This window comes from Streptomyces sp. VRA16 Mangrove soil, assembly GCF_017377775.1.
Classification (GTDB): domain Bacteria; phylum Actinomycetota; class Actinomycetes; order Streptomycetales; family Streptomycetaceae; genus Streptomyces.
In genome coordinates this window covers 38,036-63,771 of the sequence record NZ_JAFVLN010000005.1, presented here as the reverse complement: position 1 = coordinate 63,771, position 25,736 = coordinate 38,036, and the positions used below count along the sequence as shown (strand labels likewise).

Below are 25,736 nucleotides of genomic sequence, written 5' to 3'. Positions count from 1 at the left end.
TTTGCCTGCTACTGCTGCCGCATGCCCCTGCATCCCTCGATGGCGTGAACGACCAATCCAAGCGCAGCGCAAGGACGGATTCCCTGACATGGACGACGACTCGACCCCCACGCCGCTGCGCGGCATCAAACGCTTCTCTTTGGGCGCGCTCAGCGGCCTGCTCGCCGGATACGCCGCCATCGCGGTCGCCGAGCTGGTCTCCGCGGCAGCGCGACCCGAATCGGGCCCCGTCATCGCGGTGGGCGGGGCGGCCATCGACCGCACCCCTCCGGCGGTCAAGGACTGGGCGATCCGGCAGTTCGGCACGCACGACAAGCTGGTGCTGCAGCTGGGCATTCTGGCCGTGCTGACCGTGCTCGCCCTGGTGCTCGGGGCCCTCGCCGCACAGTGGCGGCTGATCGGCTCACTGGGTGTCCTCGCGTTCGGCGTCGTCGGCGCTCTGGCCGCCACCAGCAGGCCCGACTCCACCAGCGTCACGGACGCGCTGCCCTCCGCCGTCGGCGCCATCGTCGGCGCCTGCCTGCTCTACTACTTGATCGGGCGCCTTGGACGCGCCGGGGACGTCACCGGCCAGACCTCTGCCTCTCGAGGCTCGGTCTCGGATGACGGCGCGGCGCAGGCACTGGATGACACAGCCCCCGCACATGACGCCGACGGCTCAGGCGGGTCGGGGTGGGACCGGCGCGGGTTCATCCTGGCCGCGACCGCCGCGGCAGCGGCTTCCACCGGTGCCGGGCTCGCGGGCCGGGCGCTGAACGGCTCGCAGGGCCAGAACGCCGTCGCCTCCCGGAAGGACGTGGTGATTCCCGCCCCGGCGTCGAAGGCGGCCCCGGTACCGCGCGGGGCAGCCCTGCGGATCAAGGACATCAGCCCGTTCATGACGCCCAACGATGACTTCTACCGCGTCGACACCGCCCTGGTTGTCCCCAAGGTCGACGCCACCAGTTGGAAGCTGCGTATCCACGGCAAGGGCGTCGAGCGCGAACTGACCGTCTCCTTCGACGACTTGCTGAAGATGCCGCTCATCGAACGCAACATCACCCTGACCTGCGTCTCCAACGAGGTCGGCGGCCCCTACGTCGGCAACGCTCGCTGGATCGGCGTCCGCCTGACCGACCTGCTCAAGCAGTGCGGGGTGAAACCGCCGTCGAAGGGCGGGCCCGCCGACCAACTGGTGGCGCGGTCGGTGGACGGCATGACCATCGGCAGCCCCGTCGAGGACGTGATGGACGGCCGCGACGCGATGCTCGCCGTCGGCATGAACGGCCAGCCGCTGCCGTTCGAGCACGGCTTCCCGGTCCGCATGGTCGTCCCGGGACTGTACGGCTACGTGTCGGCCTGCAAGTGGATCCAGGACATCGAGCTGACCACGTTCGACGCCTACGACTCGTACTGGGTCAAGCGGGACTGGGCGCAGAAGGCGCCGATCAAGACCGAGTCGCGCATCGATACGCCCAAGCCGTTCGCCCGCCCGAAGGCCGGCACAGTCATGGTCGCCGGTGTCGCCTGGGCCCAGCACCGCGGCATCGACAAGGTCGAGATCCGGGTCGACGACGGGCCCTGGGAAGAAGCACGGCTCGCCACCGAGGACACCCGGGACACCTGGCGGCAGTGGTCCTACCCCTGGGACGCCACCAAGGGCGGCCACACCCTGACCGTGCGGGCCACGGACCGGACGGGCGAGACCCAGACCGAGAAGCGCACCCCGACCATCCCAGACGGCGCCTCCGGCTGGCACTCCGTCGTCGTCACCGTCGACTGACTCCTGGCCGAAGCGCACTTCGGGCCTGATTCGAGTGGAGGGCAACGCTGTGCGTTACTGGTGTCTTTCACCTGCTCAGCCCCAGCCCAGCGGTGTTCGGAGGGCGGCACATGACACACCCCGGGCCGGTCGGGCCCGTTCCAGCCCGTGGACCTGATCTGCAGGAGCAGCTTGCCCTCGTCGCGCAGGGGGATCGCGAGGCGTTCTCCGTCATCTATGAGGCGGTGGCTGCGCCCGTGTTCGGCGTCGTGTGCAAGCTGCTGCGCGATCATGCCCAGTCCGAGGAAGTCGCTCAGGAAGTGTTCGTCAAGGTCTGGCGTACCGCGGCGCGCTACCGCGCGGATCGGGGCACGGTCCTGAACTGGGTGCTCACCTTGGCGCACCGGCGCACCGTGGACCGGATCCGCTCGGTGGAGGCGGCTGCCGCGCGCGACCACCGGGTCGCGCTGCTCGATCAGGTCCCGGAGTTCGACGAGGTGAGTGAACAGGTGGAGGAACAGTTGGAGCGGGAACAGCTGCGCCGCTGCCTGCGTTCCCTCAGTGAGATCCAGCGTCAGTCGGTGACGCTGGCGTACTACCAGGGCCTCACCTACAAAGAGGTGGCGGAGGCGCTGTCCGCTCCGCTGGGCACGATCAAGACTCGGCTGCGTGACGGTCTCATCCGGCTTCGCGACTGCTTGGGGGTGACCGTATGACCGCCTCGACCGACCTCCACACGCTGACCGGCGCCTACGCGCTGGACGCCCTCGATGAGGACGAGCGCGTCGCGTTCGAGCAGCACCTGGCCAAGTGCGAGGACTGCGCCCAGGAGGTACGTGAACTGACGGCGACCGCCGGACGGCTGGCGCTCGCGGCCACCATGCCGCCACCGCCCCGCCTCAAGACCCAGGTGATGGAGCAGATCGCCGGTGTGCGGCAGGAGCACTCCCATTCCGGGGTGACGGCCTTGTCGCGCACAGCACGTCGCGAGCGCGCCATGCGATGGGCGCTCGCCGCCTGTGTCGCGGCCGCTGCCGGGCTCGGCGGCACGACGCTGTGGCAGCACCAGCAGGCCGACGAAGCCCGTCAACAGGCCCAGGTCGCGCAGCGGCAGGCCGACCAGATCACCGAGGTGCTCTCCGCTCCGGACGCCAAGGTGACCTCAACGGCCGTCGGCGGCGCGGCGCGCGGCTCCGTGGTCGTCTCGCACGACAGCGACAAAGCCGTCTTCGTCGCCTCCGGTCTGGCGAAGCCGCCACAGGGCAAGGTGTACCAACTGTGGTTCGCCGACGGGGACCGGATGCGCCCGGCCGGCCTGATGGACCCCTCCCGGACGAGCCAGAGCGTCCTGATGGCGGGCGCCGTCGGCAAGGCGTCCGGCGTGGGCGTCACCCTCGAACCGGACGCCGGCTCCAAGCAGCCCACCACCCAGCCGGTGGTCCTGCTGCAGCTGCCCGCCTGATCGGTCCGGACCCTCCCGGGCCATGTTCAAGGGGTGCACCTTCGGTGCACCCCTTGACTCCCCTTTTCCCTCCGACTGCGCGCCGTTCGGTCGTACAGTCAGCTCTTGGGCATCAGGACACTGTCGATGATGTGGACAGTGGCGTTCGAGGTCTGCACATCGCCACAGACAATGTTCGCGCTGTCGTTGACCTTGAACTTCTCGCCGGAGCCCGAGGTCGTCAGCTTGCCGCCCTCCAGCGTCCTGAAGCTGCCGTCAGCCAGCTTGTCCTGCGTGACCTTCTGACCCACCACGTGGTACGTGAGGATCTTGGTCAGCTGCGCCTTGTCGTTCAGGACCTTGTCCAGGTCCGCCTTCGGGATCTTCGCGAACGCCTCGTTCGTCGGCGCGAAGACCGTGATGTCCTTGGCGTTGTTCAGGGTGTCGACGAGACCGGCCTTCTTCACCGCCGTGACCAGCGTCGACAGGTCGGGGTTGTGCGAGGCGGCGGTGGCCACCGGGTCCTTGGCCATGCCCTCGAAGCTGCCCGCACCGTCCTTGGGGACGGAGGAGCAGGCGGAGCCGAACGGGCCCGTCATGCCGTCGGCCGAGGCGGCCGGGGTCAGCGCCGCCAGCGAGAACGGGAGCGCGAGCGCCGCCGTTCCGACCAGGATCCGGGTGCTTACTCGATGAGCAGTCATGATCAACACTCCTTTGCGGCGGGCTGCGGACCCGCCGGGCCCCCGAGCGGCCCGGGACCGGTGAGAGCGCGGGCTACCGGGGCCGGCGCGTCATTCGCGCCCTCACACCAGTAATTCGACGCCACACGAGATCCGGATTGCCTCGTTTTGAGAATTTCGACACTTTCGGCAATCCGCGGCGGATACCGGCGCCGGATTACCCGTGGAGGGCACACCCGGTGGTGCGGCGCCATTCGCAGCGGGACCCGCGGGCGCACGGGACAGGAGGGGCGTCTCTGAGGAGGAGTCGGCCATGAACCACTCGAAGATCCGCACCCGGGCCTGCGCCGTCGCCCTGACAGGGGCCTTCGCCCTGACCGGCCTCGCCGTCGGCGGCAGCGCCCACGCCTCCGGCTGGGATCCGGACGACTGGGGGCCCGGCGGCTCCTGGTCTGAGACCTGGACCTGGTCGGGGTCCTGGACGGAGTCCGGGGCCGGGACCTGGTCCGGGAACGGGCATGACGACCATGCCGCTCCGGCCATCGTCACGGCACGGACCGAGGTCTACGTCCGTGACGCGCCGACCACGCACGCGAGGGCCACCGCCACGCTGCCCGCGGGCTCCCACCTCCGGCTGTTCTGCCAGACCGACGGCGGCCACGCGGACGGAACGTCGGTCTGGTACTTCGACAACGACGCCCACGGCTGGATCAGCGCCGCCCATGTCCGGCCCACCGGCTGGCAGCCGCCCAGTTGCTGACAGCTGCCCGTATCCGCCAGGAGGGGCAAGGAGGTTCTCGCCATGACCACACTGCACGCCGGCCCCCACGCCCGACCGCGGGTGAAACTCGACGATCACTTGCCGGTCGACCACCGCCTGAGCCGGGTCTACCGGTTCAGCGCCGGATCCATGGGCGTGTTCCTGCTGGCGTTCGGCGCCCTGGGGCTCATCCGCCGTATCGGCTTCTTCGACACCGGCGCCAACACCGCCCTCGGTCTCAACACCAACGGTGCTCTGAGCGTCCTGTCCTTGCTGGTCGGTGGCGTCCTTCTGGCGGCCGCCGTCCGTGGCGGGAACACCGCGTCCACCGTGAACATGATGCTCGGCATCGGCTTCCTGCTGGCCGGATTCGCGTTCCTGTTCGCGCTGGACAGCCGCTTCAACTTTCTCAACTTCCGGATGCAGAACGTGCTGTTCAGCTTCGCCGTCGGACTGCTGCTGATGACCGGCGGCATGTACGGAAGAGTCAGCGGAGGGCTCCCTCACGACAACCCGTACTGGCGCTCCCGGCACTCGGGCTGACCCAGGCGGACGAGGGCTCTCCTCCCCTTGGATTTCACGCTTTCGAGGAACCGACCAATCCGCGGCGGCGACCGCACCGGATTCCCGGCGATGGAGGCGGATGGCCTCCACAGTTCCGATCGTTGAGGGATTTTCATGCAGACTCGCCTTCGTCGTGTCGCCGTCGCCGTCGCCGCCGCGGCCATGCTGCCGCTGGCCCTGACCGCGTGCTCCGACAGCGACTCCAAGGACAAGGCCTCCGACAGCGCCTCATCCGCATCGAAGGGGTCGGACATGGCCAGCCCCTCCGACGACATGAGCACCGCCGACGAGCCGTTCGGCCCGGCCTGTTCCGCTGTCCCCAAGGAGGGCGCGGGTTCCTTCGAGGGCATGGCCAAGGACCCGGTGGCCACCGCCGCCTCGAACAACCCCGACCTGTCGACGCTGGTCACGGCGGTGAAGAAGGCCGGTCTCGTCGACACCCTGAACAACGCCAAGAACATCACGGTCTTCGCGCCGACGAACGAGGCGTTCGCGAAGATCCCGAAGGCGGACCTGGACAAGGTCCTCAACGACAAGGCGCAGCTGACCAAGATCCTGACCTACCACGTCGTGGGCCAGAAGCTGGCGCCCAAGGACCTGGAGAACGGCTCCTTCGACACCCTGGAGAAGTCGAAGCTCACCACCTCCGGCTCCGGCGAGAACTACAAGGTCAACGACAGCGCCAACGTCGTCTGCGGCAACGTCAAGACCGCCAACGCCAACGTCTACATCATCGACTCCGTCCTCATGCCGAAGAGCTGACACGACCGCGCACGCCGGCCGGCGGGACGGCCTGCGCCGGACGGCCTCCGCACACAGGCCAGCCTCGGTGATTGCATGGGTATCCGGGGTGCACACGGGCCGGCGCAGTCGGGCCGGGGAGGTTGCGGTGCCTTCCCGGCGGTCGTGCCCACCCCTCCCACCCGCTCACGGCATTCTGCCGACCATAACGTCCTCAACCTCAATGAGCGCAGGCGCCGAACTCCTCGTGCCGCGCGCGGGCTTCGTACAGATCCCTGGCGCTGACGTCCCGTCGAGCCAGGGTGGTGCGCCGGACTTCTGCGCGAGCCTGCTCCATGAGCCGCCTGAACTCTTCCTGCGTCATCGCACTCGCCTCACCAGGACTGCATGTCTGTCACTGGTAATACGTCGCCACACGCGCGCCGGACGGGTGCCGATAGCAGCCCGGTGCCGGCCTGTCTCCGCACCGGACGGCAGAGAGCCCTTCGCATCCTCGTCTATGGGCGACAGCAAATGCGCTGCTCCAGGAGGTGAGGGCCATTTCGGCATACCCCCTGATCGCTGTGGCTCATACCGTCGCCCTCGCCCCACTGGCCGACGCCCCAACCGTCGGCGCAGCTTTACCGGAGGCCGACTTGAGCAGGATCAGGCCGTTCACGGGGACGCCATGAGCCCTTTCCAACCTGATGCTGATGTGTGGTGAAGGGCGACTACGGCCTTGACCACGTCGGTGATCCGGTTGGTGCTCGATCGGGAGCAGGATGACGAACGTCTTCATGCGGATCGTCTTCATTGCCTCGCCCAGGGTCGGGGCGAAGGCGGCCAGGACGTCGATGGCCTCGCGTATGTAGCGGAAGACGGCCGCGCTTCCGATGCCGAACCCGGCGGCGAGCTGGGCGTACGTGTCACCGCACCGCAGGTGGGCGAGGGCTGGCAGGGCCTGGCGTCCGGCGGGAAGGCGTCGCCACCGCGTCCCGATCTCCTGCCGCTTGGCGCTGAGTTGTCCGGCCAAGAAGCACGCGAAGCTCCTGGCGGACACGGGTGATCTTGGGCGAGACCCCGTTCACCAGGAGCTTCGTCGTTGCGCAGTGCCGTCCAACTCGCGGTCAGCAGCGCCACCTTGGAAGCGGCTCACCGCGTGGTCGCGGCCATCCGTTCAGAAGAGCCACACCCTATTCAGAAGTCCCTCCTTCCCCGTGCGGTGTCAGGCCTTGCCTTTGTGGCAGACCCACTTCCCGTTCACCCATTCACAGGTCTTCTCGTAGCCCGATCGGAAACTGCCCAGCCAGTCGGTGGTCTGGTGTGCCGACCGGCGCGGTTGTGCCGTGTAGCTCGACGCCTGATCGACTGGCCCACCCGTGGTGTTCACGGCCATCAGAGGCCACGGGTAGGCGGGGCGAGTCGCGGTGACCGCTCCCGAGGTGCTGACCTTGCTGGTCATCATGCTTTTCGGTGCCTTACCGCTCTCCACCCAGTCGACCACCGCGGTGAGCGCGTCGAACTTGTCGGGTCCCTGACCGCCGTTGCAGTGGGCGACGCCCGGCAGCATGAAGAGCCGGGCGAACTCCTGGGTGCGGGCCAGTCCGCCCATCTGCTTGGCGACCGCTTGGTAGTACGCGATGGTGCCGGCCGGGGGTATGGCCGGGTCGGCCTCGCCGTGCCACATGATCAGCTTGCCGCCGTGTCGACGGAAGGCGCTCAGGTCAGGGTTGGTGGAGTCATAGATTCCCGAGACTCGGCCTGTGATCTCCCGGAAGCTCTTCTCGGTGAACTGGATGTCGTCAAGGCTCAGAGAGGGCCTCGGTCCCGGGTAGGCGAGCCAGCGCACCGTATTCACGGCGAAGCCGCCCTGGTTGGAGAGTGTTCCCTGGCTCCGCGGAATGAGCCATCCCGCCCAGTTGAGTTCCGAACCGCGGGGCTGGGCGCCCGGATACAGCAGCTGGTTCTTCTCGTCCCGCACCCCACCGTAGACCTTGCGGACCGCCTCGATCTGGACCGGCGTGAGGCAGAAACCGGACGGGGCGTCGGCGGCCGCCGGACAGGCGATGCTCTTCGGATCGAAGGAGCAGCTCTGCGAGTCGCTGATCAGCCCGTCCTTGGTGCCGTCCAGGGTGTCGCAGGCGTCGATCACGGCCGCATGCAGGCCGGCGAGATCGTTCACCGAGAGGATCGGACTGCCGGTACGGTCCAGTACGGCTTTGGCGTTCCACGCCTGGTCGAAGACGGCCAGCGCAGTCATGTTCGACGCGGGAGCCCCGGCGACGACGCCGTCGAAGTCTTGAGGGTAGCGCTGCACCTCGGTCAGGGCCTGGTCGCCGCCCTCGGAGCAACCCGCGAAGTACGACTTCGACGCGGACTGCCCGTAGAACCGCTTGACGATCTCCTTGGCCACCAAGGAGGTCAGGTGCTGGGAGCGGTAGCCGAAGTCGACCCGCAGTTGCGGGTCCGCGCCGAAGAGCCCGTCGGTGGCGCTCGCTCCGTAGTGCCCCTCGTTGTCGGCGGCCACCGCGAACGTCCCGTCGGTGAGAGGGGCACAGCCGTAGGCCGCCGAGGTGTCGTAACTGACGTTGCCGCAGAAACCGCCGCAGCCGGTCTGCAGGTATCGTCCCGCCCAGGTCTTGGTCGGCAGCATCAGTTCGAACTGGATCTGGGGAGCGACGAGTCCCTTCACCCGGCAGGCCTCCCACTTGCCGAGAGAGTTGTCGGTAGCGGCGACGACGGTCGCCGAGATGACGCTCGCCGGTGCGCCCGGGACGCCGGTGACATCCAGTTGGGCTGCCTGCGCGCAGTTCATCGCCGGAGGTGTCGCGGCCATGGCGGACTGGACCTGGTGTGAGCGTGGCGAAGCCTGCGCCGTCGAAGCGACGAGGCCCGCCACGAGCATCAAGGCGTAGAGGGATGCGGCAATGGTTCGCTGTCTTCTGGAACCTCGCATGAAGAGTGACAACAGGCCTCCCGGCACGATGTGGGATGCGAAGCCCACGAATTGTCGTCATCCCGGGACTGCTCTCACAGCCTGTCGGTCCGCTCACCGAACCCTCGCGGACGACGAGTGGCACGATGAGCGCCCGCCGTCACAACGAGCGAGCCCAGGGGGCCTCTCGGCGGCACGCGCACTGCTTCGTCCGGGCAGGTCTTCTGGGGGTGCCCCGAAGGCTTCGAGTGTTCGCCAGGCCGAGGCAGGCCCGCCGGGGTAGACGCCCTGTGGTCCCTGCTCACCCTCCAGGAGGGGGTCTGTCCAGTGAGCCTCTTCCAACCTATCGGTGAGGCCAGGTAGTTGACCGGCCCCGCAACATGAAGAAGCTCCTGGTAGACGGTGTCTCGACCAAGATTCACCGTGTCCCACCAGGAGCTTCGCTTGCTTGTCTATCCGTCGGCGATCGATCTGTCGACCCGTACTCTGCGGCATCTGGCCGGGCAACTCACCTCCCGCAGGCAGGAGATCGGCACGCGGTGGAGGCGGCTGACCGCGGGCCGTCAGGCCCTGCTCGCACTGGCGCATCTGCGGTGCGGTGACACCTACGCCCAGCTCGCGGCCGGGTTCGGTATCGGGATCGCCACCGTGTACCGCTACGTCCGCGCGGCGATCGACGTTCTTGCCGTGCTCGCGCCGACGCTCGACGAAGCGATGGTGGCGGCCCGCTCGAAGGCGTGCGTGATCCTGGACGGCACGGTGCTGCCGATCGACCGGATCGCCGCCGACCGGCCCTACTACTCCGGGAAGAAGCGGCACCACGGCATGAACGTACAGGTGCTGACCGATCCGTTCGGCCGGCTGCTGTGGGCTTCGCACGCGCTGCCCGGTGCGACGCACGACCTGACGGCGGCCCGCGAACACGGCATCATCGACGCCCTCGTCGAGGCGGACCTCAAATGCTGGGCGGATAAGGCGTATCAGGGCGCGGCCCGCAACGTGCGGGTCCCGTTCAAGGGGCGTCGGCTCAAGCGGTGGCAGCGGCGTCACAACACCACCCACGCCAAGATCCGCTGCGTCGGAGAGCAGGCCACGACGACTCGAAGAACACCCACTGAGAGTGCCTTGTGTCCGCAGAGGCGTGTGCGGATGGCCGCGTGTGGTGATTGAGCAGGCTGTGTTGCTGAGGTTGCCTTCGCGACCTTGATGGTCGGGTGTGTTGCATTCGACGGAACTCCCTGTGACGCGGATCACTCATATCCGGGCTCGTGCGGTGGCGCTGTCAGTGGGGGCTGAGATCGTGCCTGCGTGAGCGAACTGGTTGAGCATGTCGATGAGTACGACCGTGTGGTGGGCGTCGTCGAGCGAGGTGAGGCGGAGCGTGAAGGCTGGCCGCATCGCATTGCAACGACGATCTGCCGTGATCGGGCAGGACGGATCTTGGTGCTGCGGCGGTCCGAGACGCACCCCCGGTTCCCGGGCTACTACGACGTGATGGTCGGTGGCGCCGCGGGTGTGGGCGAGCCGTATGAGGAAGCCGCGGCCCGGGAACTGTCCGAAGAGCTGGGCGTTCGTGTGCCGGTGCGTTTCCTGTTCAAGTTTCTTTGCCGGGAAGGGATCAGCCCCATCTGGCTCGGGGTGCATGAGGCCATCGTGCCCGAGGCCCTGGTCCCAGACCCGGACGAGATCGACTGGCAGGACTGGGTGACAGTGGCCGAACTGCACGAAAGTGTTGATCAATGGCGCTTCGTTCCGGGAGGGCGGGAAGCACTGCGTCGATATCTGGAGTCCGGATCTGGTCGTGGTGCGGGCGAGCCAGCAGCCGGGTGACTGGCGATGCGGGTCGCCGCGGTTGAGGGCGGGCATTTCAGCTGCAGGTCCCGATCACCGTGGTTCGTGGTGCGGGAAGGCGGCTCACCCGGCTTGGCGGGGTGGCGGGTTGCGATGGGGGGGGCAGGGGTTTTGGAGTGGGGGTCCGTTGTTGATCTCGACCGTGATGTTCAGGGTGGGGCAGGGCCTGCCGGTTGGAGGCAGGTGGACGGAGGATTCCCCGCGAGACGGGAGATGGCGGTTCGCCGCACTGATCGGCGGAAGCTCACGGGAACAGGGGCGAGGTGACCGCTGGTGCGCGCTGTGTCTGTGTGGCGGATCCTGCTGGAGAACTGACGGGGCGGGGCGTTTCGGCCCCCGGCTGTCGCTGACGAAGCGGGCCGAGCGCCGCCCCCCTTGTCCTGCGTTGTCCTAGGCTGGTGGCACTACGGGTTGTGGGTTGCGTCGATGGTCTCGGGGGACTGGATGGATGTGGAGATCGCGCAGTTGGTCGGGCAGGCCGCGCCGTACGTGTCGACGGCCGTCGGAGCGTATGGCGCGGGGGTGTTGACCCGTGCCGAGGACGCCGCGGTGGGCGCCACTGCCCATCTGGGGCGGCGGATCCTGGGGTTGGTGTGGCGGCGCAGGGACGAGCAGGGGCGGGGGGAGCTGGAGGCCGCGGTGGAGGATGTGGCCGCCGCCCCAAAGGACGACGACGCGGGCGCCGCACTGCGCCAGCAGATCAAGCGAGCGCTGCGTGACGACGACGGACTCCGGGCGGAGCTGGCGGCTTTGCTCGCCGAGGCGGGGTCTGGTTCCGGCGAGCGCTCCGTGCACGTGACGGCGTCGGGCGAGCGTTCCATTGCCGCCCGCACCATCGGAACTGCCGTGACCGGCGACGGCGTGACGCTGCGGCCGTGACGGGCGGCGCGCAGGCCCGCGGGCCCGACGAGGGCCGTGGGCCCGATGAGGGCCGTGGGCCCGATGAGGGCCGTGGGCCCGATGAGGGCCGTGGGCCCGACGAGGGCCGTGGCCCGCGTGCCTGCGGGCGGCGGTCGCTCGCGGTCGGGGGCAACGTCAGCGTGGCGATCACCGGGGACGGTGCGCGGGTGGTGACACTGCCGGCCGAGGCGGTGGCCTGGGCGCGGGATGCCCAGGCGCCGCCCGGGGCCGGGAACCTGCCGGGATCGGCCTCGGGCGTCTTCGTCGGGCGCGAGGAGGAACTCGCGGCTCTGCGGCGCGAGTTGAAGGAGGCCGGTGAAGCCGCCGTCACCCAGGCCGCCCGGGTCGTCCACGGCCTCGGCGGGATCGGCAAGAGCACCCTCGCCCTGCACTACGCCCACACCTACCGGCATGACTACACCCTGGTGTGGTGGATCGGCGCCGAGAGCGCTGAGCAGATCCTGGCCGGGCTCGCGGCGTTGGCCGTCCGGCTGTGTCCGCAGTGGGCCGCGGGGGCAGGTGTGGGCACGGAGGAACGGGCGGCCTGGGCGATGCTGTGGCTGCAGTGGCATCCGGGATGGCTGCTCATCCACGACAACGTGGAGGATCCCCGTGACCTGCGCCACTGCCTCGGCTCCCTCCCCGACGGCCACCATCTGGCCACCAGCCGCACCGCCACCGGCTGGCACAGCATCGCGCCCACTGTCGCGCTGGGGCTGCTGAGCCCGCAGGCGTCGGCCGACCTGCTGAGCACGCTCGCCTTCGGGCGAGGACGTGTGCTCACCGGACCGGAGCGCGCGGAGGCGGAGCAGCTGGCCGCGTTCCTCGGCCATCTGCCTCTCGCGCTCGAACAGGCCGGCGCGTATCTGTACGAGACCGGGGCTTGCATGCCCGACTACCTGGACATGCTCGAACGCGTGATGGACAGCGCCCCGGGAGGCATCGACCCGCAACGCACCATCGCCCGTATCTGGCACCACACCCTCGACGCGGTCCGGGCCCGCAACCCCTCCGCGATCCGCATCCTCGACGCCATGGCCTGGCTGGCCCCCGACGAGGTTCCGCGCGTGCTGCTCGCGCCGTTGGCCGACGACGCCCTCGCCCTGGGGGAGGCGCTGGGAGTGCTGCATGCGTACAACATGGTGTCGTTCAGCGAGGACCGCAGGAGCGTCAGCGTGCACCGGCTCGTCCAGACGGTGCTGCGCGAGCGTCCCGGCTGGCCGGGCCGCAGGGACGCCGAGCGGTTGGTGTGGTCGGCGCTGTCGGGCGACAGCGACGCCTTCGGGGGCTGGGGGCGGATCGTCCCCGATGTCGTGGCGCTCGCCGTGTCGACGCCGTCCGGATACGTGGCCACGGACGACGCCGTCCGCGCCTGGCGCGTCGTGGCCCGCTATCTGTCCCGCCTGGGCCGCAACGCCCACACGGTGCTCCTGCGCGCCGCCACACTGGCGCAGTACGAGGAGACGCTGGGGGACACCCACCCGCGTACGCTCACCGCCCGGGTCGTGCTCGCCGACGCGCTCCTGGACTCCGGGGACGGGCTGTCGGCCGTCGAGCTGTACGAGACGGTGGCCGAGTACCGGGTGCGCGAACTGGGCTACACGCACCCGGACACGCTGAACACCCTCAGCGGCTTCGCGCGGGTCTGCCTGTCGGTCGGGCTCGTCGACGGGGCGCTGAGACTGTACGAGGACGTGCTTGCGCGGATGCGACTCCAGCTGGGCGAGGAACACCGCGACACGATGAACACCCGCCACAATCTGGCCAGCGCCTATGCGGAAGCCGGTGACTTCCGCAAGGCGATCTCCCTGGGCGAGACGATCGTCGAACAGAGTGCGCGGCTCCTGGGAGACAGCGATCCCGCCACGCTGAGAAGCCGCAACAACCTCGCCCTCGCCTACGAGTCGGCGGGAGAGCACGAGCGGGCCGTCCGCCTGCACGAGGCCACGCTGGCCCAGCGGGAGCACGTGCTGGGACCCACCCATCCCGGCGTGATGACCAGCCGTCACAACCTCGCGCTCGCCTACAAGGACGCCGGCGACCTGGAGCGGGCCCTGCCCCTGCTCGAACGCAACCTGGCCCAGCGCCGACAGGTACTGGGCGAGACACACCCCCAGACACTGACCAGCTACAACTGGCTCGCGCTGGCCTACAAGGACACCGGCGACCTGGACCGGGCCGTCCCCCTGCTCGAACGCAATCTGGAGCGGCGGGAACAGGTGCTGGGACACATGCACCCGCACACGATGAACAGCCGCGCCGAACTCGCCCACGCCTACGCGGCACGCGGTGACGACGACCGGGCGATCTTTCTGTTCGAGCTGGCGCTCGCCCAGCTCGAGGACATCATGGGCGACAGCCATCCCGACACCATGGCCACCCGCGGTCATCTCGCCGCTGTCTGCCGCAAGACCGGCGACCTGGACCGGGCGGTGCGCCTGTACGAGACCACTCTCGTCCAGCGCGAGCGTGTGCTCGGCGAGAGTCACCGCAAGACCATGCACACCCGCAACAGTCTCGCCGTCACCTGTCGTCAGGCAGGTGATCCTCAGCGGGCCGTCCACCTGCACGAGGTCAATCTCGCCCACCGCGAGCGCACGCTGGGCGCGGACCACCCCAGTACGGTGCTCAGCCGGGACAACCTCGCTGTCGCCCGCCGCGCCGCGGCCGCAGCCAAGGCCGGACAGCAGACACCGCCCGGGGCAGGCCGGTCCTCGGCCCCACCTTCATGAGCGAACGGGCGACCTGCTGGCAGCGGGGGAGGGGCGTGCAGGGGTTCGTTGCGACGGGGCCGTGCTCACGGACACCGCGGCCGCTGCGCACGCCCGCGGCTTCGGCGAGACCCTCACCGACCGCGGCGGCGCCACGCTCCCACCCTGGATCGATGCCGTCGACGCCCGTCAGCTCCCCGGTCTCACCGGCTTCGCGCTCCACCTTCTGCGGGACCTTGACGTGGTGTTGGCTGGGCTCGCTCTCACCTGGAACGCCGGCAGCATCGAGGGCGCCGTCGACCGCATCAGGAAGATCAAGCGCCGGCTCTACGGCCGAGCCGGATTCGAACTGCTCCGGAAGATGATCCTGCTCCAGTAACACTGCGCGAGCAGCCGCCCACCCGTGGCAGGATGGCCTCATGCTGATCCGAAAGGGCGATGCCGCGTAGGCGTCCCAAGGCCGTCCGCGCAGAGCGGTGGCGGCCACGATGGCAGTGTTCGGTCCAGAGAGTTCGCGGTGTCTCTGCGCAGACGCGTGCAGCGATCCGCCGGGTCGAAGACCAGGAGATGTGGCCCGACGCGGTCGCCAATGCGCTCTCGTGTTTCGAGCGAGCTTTTGACCAGCCGGGACGCTACCTGGACGCCTTCGAGTTCGAGTCGCCCGGGGTGGGAGACGCCCGTGATGACCTCGAGCGGGCGATGCGGCACCTTCCTCCCGGAGCGCAACGGGACCTGGGCCGGCTGATCACACGCATCGATGAGGAATTCGAGCGCCGCACCCTGCCCGACCCCAACCATGTTGAGCTGGCGGTGTTCGGCTGGTGGTGGACCAGAATGCGAGAACGTTGACGGGCCCCGGACTTGCGCCCTCTGCCGAAGGACGCCGTCACCTGCCGCGACGACTCCCCAAGATTTTTTGCCAGAGCCCTCACCGCAGTTGCCAAGCCACTCAACTCACCCTTGAGCACGGCGAACAGGGCAGAGCACGCCCGTCGTAAAAGCATGGTCGGAGACTCGGCGCGCTCCCGCGCGCGCCGGGAGCCGGCCCGCGATCCGGAAGCCTGGCCCGACACAGACGTCGACGACGTCGCCGCGGCAGTCGTCCAGGCGTCGCCCGCCGCCAGGACGACTGCAGTCGTAGAGCGTACGGCGGGGTCGGTGTCGGGGAGTTGGGGGATGAGAAGGTCGAGGTCGTCCGTGATGGCCGGGCGGGCAGCCTGGATGGTCCAGTTCGTGGGGCCCATGATGGTGCCCGTGCCCCCCCACACCGAAGGGGTCTGCGGTGACCTGGAGAAGGCCTTCGCGCCGTCCGCCCCCGAGGTGCTGGCATCGTGCGATTTCACCGGTCAGGCGCAGGATGCCGGCGCGGAGTCGGGGATGGGCGGTGGTGGCGATGCGGATCAGGAACGGTACGGCCGGTGCTCCCACCGCGATGGGTGCTGCCCTGGTGCTGGAGGTGCTTCCACAACTCGCTCAGGGACCGGGGGGCGGCCTGCGGATCGCCGGAGGCCAGTGCCGCGAGGCGGGCGGGGACTTCCTCACCGGGCCCGTAGAAGTGCTCGAACCGGTGCCAGGGCAGGGCGTCGTACCGGAACTCGTCCTTGACCCCGCGCGGTATCGCGCTCACGACCGTGTGCACGTCGGCGTCCGCGCCTGCGCGTGTTTCGGGCGACCCGGTCCACGAGTCTTTCTCGGAACCTGTGTGGGGCTGCGGTGCGGGCCGGCCGGCCACAGGTCCTCGCCTGCGCTCCACGCACTCCCTTTTCAGCTGCTGTCGTCGTCGGGTTCCGGATTCTACGGCTGGTGATCGGGACGTCCAGAAGGTGGCGGAGACGATTGTCGACGGGGTGCGGGGAGGTCTGGTTCGGCTGACGCGGGTTGGCGGCGGACGTGGTCCTAGTGTGTGGCGGGGGGCGGGTGATGCCGCGGTACGGCGCCGATCGCCTCGCTGCCCGAGCCGATGACCGGGTCGGCGTACCGGTCGTTGTCCACGTCGCCGACGGCGATCGCCGTTCCGAACCGGTCACCCGCCTGCGGCGTCCCCGGGATGCCCGAGGTGCGCGGGGTGATCCCCTTGTGGCGGGACGTGCGCACGCCCTGGGTGGTGCCGTACGCGACCGAGACGTGGCCCGCCTTCGTGTACCCCGCGGTCGTCCCTTCGGGGGCGCCGGCAGCGAGATCGCCGAAGGCGTCACCGTCGAGATCACCGGCGTGGGCCGCCGACCGTGAGCCGGTGGCGGCCTGAGCCGGCGGTGGTTATGTCCGTGGTTGCGGTCTCTGGTCCACTTCGTGTGGTCGCGTACGCAGCGTGACTATCGATCGCCTCGTGAGACTGGCTGAGATGGCCCGAAAAGCGCCTGGTCGGTGCACGGTGTGGCCGACAGTGCTACGCCGTGAACCAAGTACGGCCGGAACTCGATGAGTTGCTGTTCTCCTCGCAGGAGAACGTGTTGGTGGAGTCGGTCGAGGCAACCGACAAGGTCGTTCGGATCGAGGCCCTGAGCACTGCTCGGCAGGCGACCTGCCCTGGCTGCGGGTACTTGTCGGGGCGAATACACGGCTCCTATCTGCGGTTTCCTCACGATCTACCGACGGCGGGCAAGTCCGTCGTGGTGACATTGAGGGTGCGCCGGTTCGTCTGCGCGGAGGGCTCCTGTTCGCGCAAGACTCTCGCCGAGCAGGTGCCGGGGCTCACCCGCCGGTTCGGCCGACGGACGGAACGGCTGCGATCGACGCTCACCTCGATCGGCCTCGCGCTCGCGGGCCGGGCCGGGGCTCGCATGACGGACGTCTTCGGGGCACCGGTCAGCCGGAATACCCTGCTGAGGCTGATCGCCTCGCTGCCGGATCCTCCGATCACGGCGCCCCGCGTGGTCGGCGTGGACGAGTACGCCCAGCGGAAGGGACGCATCTACGGAACTGTGCTCGTCGACGTCGAGACACGTCGCCCGATCGATCTCCTGCCGGATCGGGAGGCGGACACGCTGGCGGCCTGGCTCGCCGAGCGGCCCGGCATCGAGATCGTCTGCCGCGACCGAGCCCCCTTCTTCGCCGAGGGCGCGAGCCGTGGTGCCCCACAGGCCATACAGATCGCGGACCGGTGGCACCTCTGGCACAACCTGGGCGAAGCCGCCGAGAAGTGCGTCGACCGACACCGCGGTTGCCTGCGCCCCGCACCAGCACCGCTTGATCAACCACCGGAGGAGGCGGAGCCGGCCGCGTCATCGCCCTGGCCGACGGGCCACCGGTTCGCCGAACGCACCCGCGCCAAGCACGCCACCATCCACGCGCTTTTGAAGGCCGGCCACAGCAAGCGGTCCGTCGCCCGGCAGCTCGGCATGACCCTCAACACGATCCTGCGCTTCTCCCGCGCCACCACCCCGGAGGAGCTGTTCACCGGCCAGTGGCAAAGCCGCGCGACCAAGCTCGACGCATACAAGCCCTACCTCCACCTGCGCTGGCAGGAAGGCTGCACCAACGCCTGGAAGCTGTGGGAGGAGATCAGAGAGCAGGGCTACCCGGACGGCTACGGCAACGTCCGCAACTACGTGAGCAGGACTCTGCGCGGCAAACCTCAGCCGATCGGACCCCGGCCGCCATCGGCCCGCACCGTGACCCGCTGGCTCCTGACCCACCCGGACGCCCTGGTCGAGAGCCACCGGATTCAGCTCAAGGCCGTGCTGGCCAACTGCCCAGAGCTGGACGTCCTCGCCAAGCACGTGCGGACGTTCGCCCACATGGTCACCGACCTGCAAGGCGACCAACTGCCAGAGTGGATCGAATCAGCCAGGGCAGCTACCGGCCTGCCCAGTCTCAGCCGGTTCGCTCACCACCTCGAACGCGACCTTGACGCCGTCGTCGCCGGACTTTTCCAGCCGTGGAACTCTGGTGTCGTCGAGGGCCATGTCAACCGGATCAAGATGCTCAAGCGCCAGATGTTCGGTCGCGCAGGATTCGAGCTCCTCCGCAAGCGCGTCCTGCTCACCCAATGACCATGTCAGCGGGCCTGGTCCGACTGCCGGTGATCGTCATCGATCCTGCGGGGCATCACGCCGAGGATCAGATTTTCGAGGGCGTGCGGCATTGGCCCGAAGCTGGCGACCCAGGTTTCGACAAGGTAGATCTCACTGTCCTCATCGATACCGAGAAAGAATCGGCCATGATCGAGCTCTCCGAGCGGGAAGAGACGTTTCCCCAAGGAATCACTCCACTCGGAGAACCGGTCATCCTCTCCCCATGCCAGCTCCGGGTCCAGCTCGAATGGTTCCCGGGCAACGGTGACTCCCGGGCCGCCGATACTCACGGTCAGCCCTCCGAACTCCTGGAGAAACCTCTCCGCAGCGTCGTGCATGACGATGCCGACCGCTTCGAACCTGGACCGCCAGCCGGTCGTGTCGACCCGCCTGCCTGCCGTCCATCCTGAAGCCTCCAGAACCTCAAGCACCTCCGGCGACCACTCGCTCATGACAGGCCCAGCCCCCCCAGCTTGAAACATGAGGCGATCATCCCAGCAGACGACCCGAGAGAGAACAGCCTGTTACCGCACCACAAGAAGTGGACCAGAGCCCCACCTCAGCTACAAAGCCACCGGCAGCGTGGCCGGAACGCGGCCCGTCCGTGGCCGTGTGGGCGGAGCGCGTGACTGCCCGTGTGGGCCGTCGGGTTGACAGTCCTGGGCAGAGCGGGCCCCGCGCGAAGGAGGCCGCCAGGGACGGGCCTTGGGGCGAACCGGGCAGCCGTCAGTTGCTCGCGCCGGTCGAAACGGGTGCACCCGAACAGGTGCGGTGTCCGCAGCGCCCGGCGCCAACTGCGATACGGGCAAGGCGATTTCGGCCAGCGGCCAGCCCGGCGGTTCGGATGCTTCCCGCGCCTCCGGCGAGCAGCTGCGTGGGTGTGTCGGCGGTCAGGCTGGCGGTGAGCAGGAGACTCTTCGGACTCCTCGGGCGTCGTCGAGGGGCAGTTGGGATCTGCGGTGGCGCCGGCCGGTTCGCGGAGCGTTCTCTGCGGGTCGAGCGGTCGCGTACGTGTGGACGTGTGGGCGTGAACAGAGAGGGAGGTGGGTCATGACGTTGAGTCCTCGACGGATCGCTCAGGATCCGGGAATCCTCCGCCTGGGCCCGCCTGGTCCAGCAGAATTGCTGTCGTTCCAACGACGAAGGGACGGACGGCTCGCATGGCGAACAGTGCACTTCTGGTCATGGATGTCCAACGAGACGTCGTGGCGATCGCCGACGACGGTTGCGGATATCTGCCGCGCCTGCGCAGGGCGATCGAGGGGGCCCGTGCTGCCGGAATCCCCGTCATCTACGTGGTGATGGGGCTGCGGCCGGGCGACCCGGAAGTCAGTCCGCGCAGCCGGGTGATGGCGAACGTCATACGCGCCGGCCTGTTCACCGAGGGAGCTCCTGGGACTGAGATCCATCAGGACGTTGCGCCGCTCGAAGGGGACATCGTGGTGACCAAGCGGCGGGGGAGCGCGTTCTCGGGAAGCGACCTCGATCTGGTGCTCAGGGCTCGCGACATCGACAGTCTCGTTCTCACCGGCATCGCCACCAGCGCGGTCGTGCTGTCCACGCTGTGGCACGCCGTCGACCTGGACTTCGGCCTCACCGTCCTGGCAGACGGCTGCCTCGACACCGACCCCGAGGTGCATCGGATGCTCACCGAGAAGCTGTTCCCGCAGTGGGCGGATGTCCTCGCCGTCGACGACTGGCTCAAGGCTGTCGCACTGCGGTAGCAAAAGGCCGCGCTCGTCGGTGTGGACGCGGTGTCCGCACCGGCCCGGATGCGCCCGACGAAACCCGCGGCGTCTCTGTCGCCGTCACCGACACCACCGCGACCGCACGGGCCGCGGGCAGCCGCGTGCTCTCCTGCAAGTGGACCCTGCCCGACGGCAGTGCCCCCTTTGGCAGCGGAGCCGCACTGGAGACCAGTCTGCCCACCGCGCTGGCTCCCGGTGAAATCAGCAGGCCAGTGGGCGCGGCCGTCCTTGGAGACCTGCGGGCTTGTGAGTAGTTGCTTCAGAAGAGTGGGTTCACTGACCGGCCAGACGGTGAGACCGAGGATGTCCACGTGGGTGGCCGGGCCCCGGCTGCGTGAGGCCCGGTGCTCGGTGTGGCGGTCGGATGCGTCTGGGTCCAGGACACGTGCTGGCTGTTCGGGTGGGGAAGGTTCCTGTCGTGTTGGCGGGGGTGGCTGGACGACGGGGCGTGCTGTGGGTCTCGTGCAACGGATGCGGCAGCGTCCGTATGTGTGAGGCCGGTTTCCTGGTGGCGCCGTGGATCTCTTGAGCAACTCGCTCTCGTCTGCGCCAAGGCGCGGTCGGTGGCGGGCTGGGCGGTGATTCCTCCGCGGCGGGTGCAGACGCGGGTGGGCTGCTCGGTGCCGGGGTGGCGATGAGGTGGATGCTGTGGGTGTCGGTGTGGTGGAGTTCCCGGCGGGCGGGGATCCGGTCCCGCGTGGGCGGGGTCCCCGCGTGCGGTGTGGGTGTGGAACGCATCCTGTGGGGGCCTGCTCGAGTGAGGGTGTGCCGCGCATGGAGGGAACGCTCGTGGGCTCATCGAGTGATCCCTCGAGGCTGCCTTGAGGGTCCGGGCCCTGCGGCTGACCGTCTACGGCATCGCCGGCCGCCTGCGCTCCTGGCAGACCTGAACCGCACAGGGCCGAGCACACCCACATCGCTAATATGGCGACCATCAATACTTTGACAATTGTCACCGAAATGCCGATGATGGTGGTGTGTCAGGCAGGGAAGAGGATGAGCGTGAACTGGCTGAAGCGGTCGCGGTGCTGAAGGCCGCCGAGGAACGTGTTGCTGCCGCGCTGCGCACCTTCCTGGCCCGGGACCCGGTGACCGGGCGTCCGGTACACGGCCGGATCGGCCGGGCCGCCGAGATCACCGGCTGGGGCCAGCAGCGGGTGAAGGAAACCGTCACCCCGGCCCTCGCCGAGCGGCGCCGCGCCCAGCGCGGGGACGCGAAGGAGAGCCGGTGATGAGCGACTTCGACGCGATCGATTCCCTGCTCGCCTCCGTCGCTCCCGAGGCCGGCCTGCCGGATGCGTCTGTGCGGCGGGAACTGCGTGAGCAGGCTCATCTGTCCAAGGCGCAAGTCGCGCGGGCCCTGGGCGTCAGTCCGTCCACGCTGGCCGGCTGGGAGGCGGGCCGGGACCCTTCGGGCGAGGCCCGTACGAAGTACGCCTACCTCCTGGACGGCCTCGCCGCGAAGGCCGCTCCACCCGTTTCCCCCGCTCCACCCGCTTCCCCCGCTGCGTCCGCCGCATCGCAGAGCGAGGAGGCGGCGCTCCCGGCGCCGGCCGCGCCGGCCGCGCCGGCCGCACCGGCCGCATCGGACACTGCGAGCGCTGCACTGACGCCCGACGACGACGGGGACGGCGAGGAGGTCGAGGTGCTCATCGTGCCGGAGCCGTGCGTGCTGTGCGCGCATCCGGCCGGACAGCGGGTGGCAGGCTTTGCGCAGCACCTCGATCCCGCCGACTGCCGGCCGGCCGCCCCCGCACCCAAGACCCGGGAGCAGAAACCGGCGCCGGCCGCGCCGCCCCCGGAGCAGCCCGCCCGCCCCGCCGACGCAGGCGCCCGCTCTGGCCACCGGCAGGCCGCCCCGGCCCGCCGCCCCCAGCAGCAGTCGAAGCCGCCGCGCGGCCGCGCCTTCCAGCCCTCCACCGGGCCGGCCGATCTGATCGGCCAGGCCGTCGAGGCGGCACTGGCCGCGAGCGCGGGCGACGTGGAGACAGCGACCGCGGCACTGGTGAAGAAGGCCATCCCGGACGCCATGGCGCTGCTGGACGCGACACGGATCGGCGGCCGCTACGACGTGATCGCCCACCCGTGGATGCCGGACATCCTCAAGAAGCAGTCCGCGCACGGCGCCGACCAGATCTGGGAGGCCCGCCCCAAGTGGACCCGGGCCGAGCTGCCCCCGGGTGAGCATCAGGTGACCGCTCTCGACATGAACGGCGCCTACCTCTCCGCGTTGAAGACCCATCTGCCGCTGGGGCAGCTGGAGCACTCCGCGGGCGGGATCGGCCACGACCGCCGCCGGGCCGGCGTCCACCTGATCACTCCGCCGCACTGGGACCACGGCGACGTCCTCCCGAACCCGCTCGGACAGCGCGACGAGCCCGGCCCGCTGTGGGTGACCGAACCGACGCTGCGCCTGCTGCAACGCCTGTCCGGCCCCAAGTACGGGCTGTGCGAGGCGCCCGAGATCCACGAGTCCTACACCTCGGGTGCGACCGAGGGTCTGCTGGAGAAGTTCCGCATCGCCCTCAAGGACGCCCGCGACCGGGCGATCGCCGACGGCGACGAGGTGACCCTGGAGTATGTGAAGGCGATGTACTCCAAGTTCGTCTCCACCATGGGCACCTCGAACTACAACCGGGAGTTGTACCGCCCCGACTGGATGCACCTGATCCGCTCCCAGGCCTTCGCCAACCTGTGGATGAAGGCGCTGAAGGCCCACGACGAGGGACTGACGGTCGTACGGGCCATGGGCACCGACGAACTCCACGTCATCGGCGAGTGGCGCCGTGTCTTCCCCGAGGGCCGCGGCGTTACCGAAGTCAAGATCAAAGACAGCTACACGGCGGGCGCCCCGGACGCGGCGGTGCCCCACCCCGAGGAGGCGTAAGTGCCGGACAGAAACCACGAGTTCGGCAAGTTCGGCGCCCAGGGCATCAAGGGGTACGAGGCAGCCGCCCGCCAGCTCGACAACCTCGTCGACTTCATCGCCACCCCCGTCACCCAGCGCCGCGGCATGCTCGCCCGCCTGAACTACCTCACCCGCACCGAGCATGCGAAAGCCGCCGCCCGCGCGGCCGGCCTGACCGTCTCCGACCGCACCCTCAAACGCTGGGCCGAGCGCAACACCACCCCCTCGAAGAAGAGCCTCGCCCAACTCGAGGCCGCCTACCGGCAAGTCCGCCGCCACAACGTCGCCCGCCACCTCCTGCAGCGCCTCAACAAGGACGGCCGCGGCACCCGGGTGGAGTTCCACCCCCTCAACCAGTCCCAGGTCCCCCGCCCCCACGTGCGCGAGGTGTCCTTCCGCACGCTGAACGTGCGCCACTGGGACCGCATGGTCGAAGCCTGGGCGGCCGGCGACGACGACGCCATGGACCAGGCGTGGTTCAGCGACATCACCGCCGACCTCGGCTCCGACTACGGCGCCTACGAGTACGTCATGAACATCGGCTTCGCCGCCTGAACCAACCCGCCACGATGTGCAGCCCGTGACGCTTCGCACAGGCGAGGGAACGCTGCAGATCCCGGGCGTTGTCCCGGAGCAGCTCCTGGCCAGCGGATGGGGAACGAGATCAGACCGCGGGGAGATTCATGGCCGCGCGTAGGAGCCGGGCCGTCTCGTCGGCGGTTGCCTGGGTGTCTTCATCGGCTTCGGTGGTGGCGAGGTGGTCGAGGAGGAGCGCGGCCGCCTGCAGAACTCCCGGATGCACGGGGACGGTCTGCAGAGCCGCGAGCGCGGCGGCCGCCTGCCCTGCGGCGGAGACCTCGGTACCGGACTGAGGAATGAGGGCGGCGACACCACGGCCGAGCTGACGCTGCTGAAGCGGGGAGAGGCTGTGCACCAGCGGATCGTACTGCTGCTGGACCTGGCACCCCATGGGGACGTCGGGGCGTGGGCGCACGAGAGGAGGCGCAGCCCGAGCCGCAACAGAACAGACGTGTATAGCGGCGTGAGCGCGGTGAGACCGCTACAAGCTGGGAGCAGGAACAGCTCGAAGAAGACTCGCCGCGATAGCGATCAGAGCCTCTGCCTCTCCACGGCTGTAGGCGAAGTCTTTGGTTATCTCGTCAGCGTGCTCGGCGCCCGATGCTAGGTCGAATGCTGCCTTGTAGATGGCGCGCCACCGCTGAGCCTGGCTGCGTTGGTGAAGGTCGTCGTTCCTGCTGATGGGAGGCCAGTCGGCCGCTGCGAGGACGCGTTCCATGGCCTGGCGGGCGCTGCCGATCGCCTTGTCGAACTCGCCGTCGTGCAGAAGTCGACGGGCGTTCTGCAAGAACGATGCGGCATCGCGCCGCGCCCCGTTGGGGGCCGGCAACGGGATGGCGAGCGCGAAACCGAAGGCGCTGCCCAGCCGCTCAAGTTCGTTCTGCCACACGCTGGCCGGGACCCGAACTTGTTCGCGGCTCTCGGCGGAGGAGTGGTCGAACTGGCGGAAACCGCTGATCTCTAGCTCCAGCAGGAGATCGTGCCCGGCCCGGTGTTCCTCCAGGTCCAGCAGCTGCCGATTGGTGAGTGGAAAGGTGAAACGGAGGCCGGTGGAACTGTGGTTGGCCAGGCTGACCCGCATAGGTTTGGCTGTGGCGAGCCAACGCTCGTTTGGATGGGCAACGTGGATATCTGCGTTCAATTCGCACAGCGGGTCGTGGTCGAACCCGGAGGGCAGCAGTTCGGCCGAGATGGTGAGGCGGTGCACGTCGAAGCCCCGCAGGAGGTTGGCCCGAGTCGGATCGATGCGGACCTGAACGTGCTGTGTGTTGCCGAACTGGAGCACAAGTGGCCTTTCTGCCTGGTGGATAACAGGCCATTCTGGCGTTCGTGAGGGGGCGGAGTCCCTGTTTTACCGACTCTCGTGCCTACGGAGGGCGCTCGCCCACGTCCCCCTGCCTCCACGGCCCACGGCCCACGGCCCGCGAGGGATCACGATGCTCTGTTGTAGCGGCGGCCGGCGACGAGTGCGCGCCACCGCCCGCGGACCAGTTCGGCATCATCGAGCCAGGTGGTCGCGTCGGGGCCGGGATCGTGGGGGTGGCGCGGGTTCATGAAGCGTGCCAGGTCCGCGTAGTAGGCGTGGTCTCCGTCGGCGGTGAGCTCGGCGAGGCGGGCGAGGTCGGCGTCGGCCTGGTCGTGCTCGCCGGTGACGGTGTGGTGGAAGGCGAGGGCGAGTTCGAGGAGCGGGCGCAGCGCGGTGAGGCCGGCGTTGGCCAGTTCGGTGCGCAGCAGCCGGCCGCGCTCGTCGATGTCGGTGGCGCTGCCGGCGTCGCGGACGAGAGCGGCGATCTGCACGGTCAGTGCGGTGGCGCGCAGGGTGCGGCCGTGCAGCAGGTGGCGGGCGAGGTCGATTCGTCGTCGGCCTGGTGGGGGTCGGTGAATTCGTGGACCAGATCTTCTTCCAGTGCGCCGGCGGGAAGTCCGCGAACGCTGTGATGTCTCCGGCCGTGTCCAGCAGCATGGTTTTGACCTGCGGGAACTGGCGTCCGAGCATGTCTGCCACGACATCGAGTCGGCTGCGGGCGGCTTCGGCAGTGCTCTGCGCGAAGATCGCGCGGATGGTGGCGGCGACCATCTCCGCTGAGCCTTTCTCGATCACGGAGAAGGCGTCGCGGATGCGCTTCACGGTCCGGGCTGACGGCCCGTCGGCCGATGTCGGCAGCATCGGCGGATGTCGGCAGCA

General features: G+C 69.1%; 23 protein-coding genes and 5 pseudogenes. 17 read left to right on the top strand and 11 right to left on the bottom strand.

Features of this window, described 5'->3' with window-relative positions; all coding sequences use genetic code 11:
* Positions 1–88: 88 nt before the first annotated feature.
* The 3 genes from J3486_RS15195 to J3486_RS15185 all read left to right on the top strand — a co-directional run bounded on the left by J3486_RS15195 (position 89) and on the right by J3486_RS15185 (position 3,203).
* Positions 89–1,762 (top strand): sulfite oxidase, encoded by a 1,674-nt coding sequence (locus J3486_RS15195; RefSeq protein WP_207820843.1) that lies wholly within the window; start codon positions 89–91, stop codon positions 1,760–1,762.
* A 110-nt stretch (positions 1,763–1,872) separates the two neighbouring features.
* Positions 1,873–2,457, top strand: coding sequence for a sigma-70 family RNA polymerase sigma factor (locus tag J3486_RS15190; RefSeq protein WP_207820842.1), 585 nt, complete (start codon positions 1,873–1,875; stop codon positions 2,455–2,457).
* Positions 2,454–3,203, top strand: coding sequence for an anti-sigma factor domain-containing protein (locus tag J3486_RS15185; RefSeq protein WP_207820841.1), 750 nt, complete (start codon positions 2,454–2,456; stop codon positions 3,201–3,203). The genes J3486_RS15190 and J3486_RS15185 overlap by 4 nt, the downstream gene beginning before the upstream one ends.
* 98 nt (positions 3,204–3,301) lie before the next feature.
* Here the strand turns inward: J3486_RS15185 and J3486_RS15180 are convergent, their stop codons facing one another.
* The gene (locus J3486_RS15180; RefSeq protein WP_207820840.1) at positions 3,302–3,883 is read right to left on the bottom strand and encodes a fasciclin domain-containing protein; all 582 of its coding nucleotides are present in this window, start codon (positions 3,881–3,883) and stop codon (positions 3,302–3,304) included.
* A gap of 292 nt (positions 3,884–4,175) precedes the next feature.
* Between J3486_RS15180 and J3486_RS15175 the strand changes: the two genes are divergently transcribed.
* The 3 genes from J3486_RS15175 to J3486_RS15165 all read left to right on the top strand — a co-directional run bounded on the left by J3486_RS15175 (position 4,176) and on the right by J3486_RS15165 (position 5,948).
* Positions 4,176–4,622, top strand: coding sequence for a hypothetical protein (locus J3486_RS15175; RefSeq protein ID WP_207820839.1), 447 nt, complete (start codon positions 4,176–4,178; stop codon positions 4,620–4,622).
* 42 nt (positions 4,623–4,664) lie between these two features.
* Positions 4,665–5,165, top strand: coding sequence for a DUF4383 domain-containing protein (locus J3486_RS15170; RefSeq protein WP_207820838.1), 501 nt, complete (start codon positions 4,665–4,667; stop codon positions 5,163–5,165).
* A 135-nt stretch (positions 5,166–5,300) separates the two neighbouring features.
* Complete coding sequence (locus J3486_RS15165; RefSeq protein WP_207820837.1) at positions 5,301–5,948, top strand: fasciclin domain-containing protein; 648 nt, start codon at positions 5,301–5,303, stop codon at positions 5,946–5,948.
* Between the two features lie 724 nt (positions 5,949–6,672).
* Here J3486_RS15165 and J3486_RS15160 read toward each other — a convergent pair.
* Positions 6,673–6,966: pseudogene (locus J3486_RS15160) on the bottom strand (transposase family protein); the annotation flags it as partial.
* A 165-nt stretch (positions 6,967–7,131) separates the two neighbouring features.
* The gene (locus J3486_RS15155; protein WP_307804819.1) at positions 7,132–8,910 is read right to left on the bottom strand and encodes a tannase/feruloyl esterase family alpha/beta hydrolase; all 1,779 of its coding nucleotides are present in this window, start codon (positions 8,908–8,910) and stop codon (positions 7,132–7,134) included.
* Between the two features lie 375 nt (positions 8,911–9,285).
* Here J3486_RS15155 and J3486_RS15150 point away from each other — a divergent pair.
* From J3486_RS15150 to J3486_RS15125, 6 genes and pseudogenes are all read left to right on the top strand, one after another.
* Positions 9,286–9,951, top strand: a pseudogene (locus tag J3486_RS15150) (transposase family protein); the annotation flags it as partial.
* Between the two features lie 198 nt (positions 9,952–10,149).
* Positions 10,150–10,671: an NUDIX hydrolase gene (locus J3486_RS15145; RefSeq protein ID WP_207820836.1), complete on the top strand. Its 522-nt coding sequence runs from the start codon at positions 10,150–10,152 to the stop codon at positions 10,669–10,671.
* Between the two features lie 465 nt (positions 10,672–11,136).
* Complete coding sequence (locus tag J3486_RS15140) at positions 11,137–11,571, top strand: hypothetical protein (RefSeq protein WP_207820835.1); 435 nt, start codon at positions 11,137–11,139, stop codon at positions 11,569–11,571.
* Between the two features lie 188 nt (positions 11,572–11,759).
* Positions 11,760–14,324, top strand: coding sequence for an FxSxx-COOH system tetratricopeptide repeat protein (gene fxsT, locus J3486_RS15135; RefSeq protein WP_207820834.1), 2,565 nt, complete (start codon positions 11,760–11,762; stop codon positions 14,322–14,324).
* Between the two features lie 61 nt (positions 14,325–14,385).
* Positions 14,386–14,682: a hypothetical protein gene (locus J3486_RS15130; RefSeq protein WP_229378074.1), complete on the top strand. Its 297-nt coding sequence runs from the start codon at positions 14,386–14,388 to the stop codon at positions 14,680–14,682.
* Positions 14,683–14,870: 188 nt separating this feature from the next.
* On the top strand, positions 14,871–15,152 hold the full coding sequence (locus J3486_RS15125) for a hypothetical protein (RefSeq protein ID WP_207820833.1): 282 nt from the start codon (positions 14,871–14,873) through the stop codon (positions 15,150–15,152).
* Positions 15,153–16,199: 1,047 nt separating this feature from the next.
* Here J3486_RS15125 and J3486_RS44090 read toward each other — a convergent pair.
* Both J3486_RS44090 and J3486_RS45190 read right to left on the bottom strand, forming a co-directional pair.
* Entirely contained in the window at positions 16,200–16,397 is a 198-nt protein-coding gene (locus J3486_RS44090; RefSeq protein ID WP_229378073.1) for an FG-GAP repeat protein, read from the bottom strand.
* A gap of 33 nt (positions 16,398–16,430) precedes the next feature.
* Positions 16,431–16,514, bottom strand: a pseudogene (locus tag J3486_RS45190) (hypothetical protein); the annotation flags it as partial.
* Positions 16,515–16,696: 182 nt separating this feature from the next.
* Between J3486_RS45190 and J3486_RS15115 the strand changes: the two are divergent.
* Positions 16,697–18,295, top strand: coding sequence for an ISL3 family transposase (locus tag J3486_RS15115; protein ID WP_207820832.1), 1,599 nt, complete (start codon positions 16,697–16,699; stop codon positions 18,293–18,295).
* A 5-nt stretch (positions 18,296–18,300) separates the two neighbouring features.
* On the opposite strand, the gene J3486_RS15110 is transcribed toward J3486_RS15115, so the two are convergent.
* Positions 18,301–18,768, bottom strand: coding sequence for an SUKH-3 domain-containing protein (locus J3486_RS15110; RefSeq protein WP_207820831.1), 468 nt, complete (start codon positions 18,766–18,768; stop codon positions 18,301–18,303).
* 708 nt (positions 18,769–19,476) lie between these two features.
* Here J3486_RS15110 and J3486_RS15105 point away from each other — a divergent pair.
* A complete protein-coding gene (locus tag J3486_RS15105; RefSeq protein ID WP_207820830.1) occupies positions 19,477–20,040 on the top strand; it encodes a cysteine hydrolase family protein in 564 nt (187 codons plus the stop codon).
* 227 nt (positions 20,041–20,267) lie between these two features.
* Here the strand turns inward: J3486_RS15105 and J3486_RS44085 are convergent.
* Positions 20,268–20,444: pseudogene (locus J3486_RS44085) on the bottom strand (cytochrome P450); the annotation flags it as partial.
* Positions 20,445–21,041: 597 nt separating this feature from the next.
* Between J3486_RS44085 and J3486_RS15100 the strand changes: the two are divergent.
* The 3 genes from J3486_RS15100 to J3486_RS15090 are packed head-to-tail and all read left to right on the top strand — an operon-like array spanning position 21,042 to position 23,527.
* Positions 21,042–21,296 carry a hypothetical protein gene (locus J3486_RS15100; protein WP_307804818.1) on the top strand — a complete coding sequence of 85 codons (255 nt, stop codon included), beginning with the start codon at positions 21,042–21,044 and terminating at the stop codon, positions 21,294–21,296.
* Entirely contained in the window at positions 21,296–22,951 is a 1,656-nt protein-coding gene (locus J3486_RS15095; protein ID WP_207820829.1) for a DNA-binding transcriptional regulator, read from the top strand. Before J3486_RS15100 ends, J3486_RS15095 begins: the two co-directional genes overlap by 1 nt.
* Positions 22,952–23,527 carry a transcriptional regulator gene (locus J3486_RS15090; RefSeq protein ID WP_207820828.1) on the top strand — a complete coding sequence of 192 codons (576 nt, stop codon included), beginning with the start codon at positions 22,952–22,954 and terminating at the stop codon, positions 23,525–23,527.
* A 109-nt stretch (positions 23,528–23,636) separates the two neighbouring features.
* On the opposite strand, the gene J3486_RS15085 is transcribed toward J3486_RS15090, so the two are convergent.
* The 4 genes and pseudogenes from J3486_RS15085 to J3486_RS15070 form a co-directional block, all read right to left on the bottom strand.
* Positions 23,637–23,906, bottom strand: a complete 270-nt coding sequence (locus tag J3486_RS15085; RefSeq protein WP_229378072.1) for a hypothetical protein — start codon at positions 23,904–23,906, stop codon at positions 23,637–23,639.
* A gap of 126 nt (positions 23,907–24,032) precedes the next feature.
* A complete protein-coding gene (locus J3486_RS15080) occupies positions 24,033–24,836 on the bottom strand; it encodes a hypothetical protein (protein ID WP_207820827.1) in 804 nt (267 codons plus the stop codon).
* 146 nt (positions 24,837–24,982) lie between these two features.
* Positions 24,983–25,348: a hypothetical protein gene (locus J3486_RS15075; protein ID WP_207820826.1), complete on the bottom strand. Its 366-nt coding sequence runs from the start codon at positions 25,346–25,348 to the stop codon at positions 24,983–24,985.
* A gap of 97 nt (positions 25,349–25,445) precedes the next feature.
* A pseudogene (locus J3486_RS15070) lies at positions 25,446–25,718 on the bottom strand (transposase); the annotation flags it as partial.
* Positions 25,719–25,736: the final 18 nt, after the last annotated feature.

Bases quoted from the DNA above. Each gene is read 5' to 3' on its own strand.
- J3486_RS15140 (WP_207820835.1), top strand. From the start codon at position 11,137: ATGGATGTGGAGATCGCGCAGTTGGTCGGGCAGGCCGCGCCGTACGTG.
- J3486_RS15190 (WP_207820842.1), top strand. From the start codon at position 1,873: ATGACACACCCCGGGCCGGTCGGGCCCGTTCCAGCCCGTGGACCTGAT.
- J3486_RS15185 (WP_207820841.1), top strand. From the start codon at position 2,454: ATGACCGCCTCGACCGACCTCCACACGCTGACCGGCGCCTACGCGCTG.
- J3486_RS15110 (WP_207820831.1), bottom strand. From the start codon at position 18,768: ATGAGCGAGTGGTCGCCGGAGGTGCTTGAGGTTCTGGAGGCTTCAGGA.
- J3486_RS15105 (WP_207820830.1), top strand. From the start codon at position 19,477: ATGGCGAACAGTGCACTTCTGGTCATGGATGTCCAACGAGACGTCGTG.
- J3486_RS15180 (WP_207820840.1), bottom strand. From the start codon at position 3,883: ATGACTGCTCATCGAGTAAGCACCCGGATCCTGGTCGGAACGGCGGCG.
- J3486_RS15195 (WP_207820843.1), top strand. From the start codon at position 89: ATGGACGACGACTCGACCCCCACGCCGCTGCGCGGCATCAAACGCTTC.
- J3486_RS15095 (WP_207820829.1), top strand. From the start codon at position 21,296: ATGAGCGACTTCGACGCGATCGATTCCCTGCTCGCCTCCGTCGCTCCC.
- J3486_RS15170 (WP_207820838.1), top strand. From the start codon at position 4,665: ATGACCACACTGCACGCCGGCCCCCACGCCCGACCGCGGGTGAAACTC.
- J3486_RS15165 (WP_207820837.1), top strand. From the start codon at position 5,301: ATGCAGACTCGCCTTCGTCGTGTCGCCGTCGCCGTCGCCGCCGCGGCC.
- J3486_RS15175 (WP_207820839.1), top strand. From the start codon at position 4,176: ATGAACCACTCGAAGATCCGCACCCGGGCCTGCGCCGTCGCCCTGACA.
- J3486_RS15125 (WP_207820833.1), top strand. From the start codon at position 14,871: ATGTGGCCCGACGCGGTCGCCAATGCGCTCTCGTGTTTCGAGCGAGCT.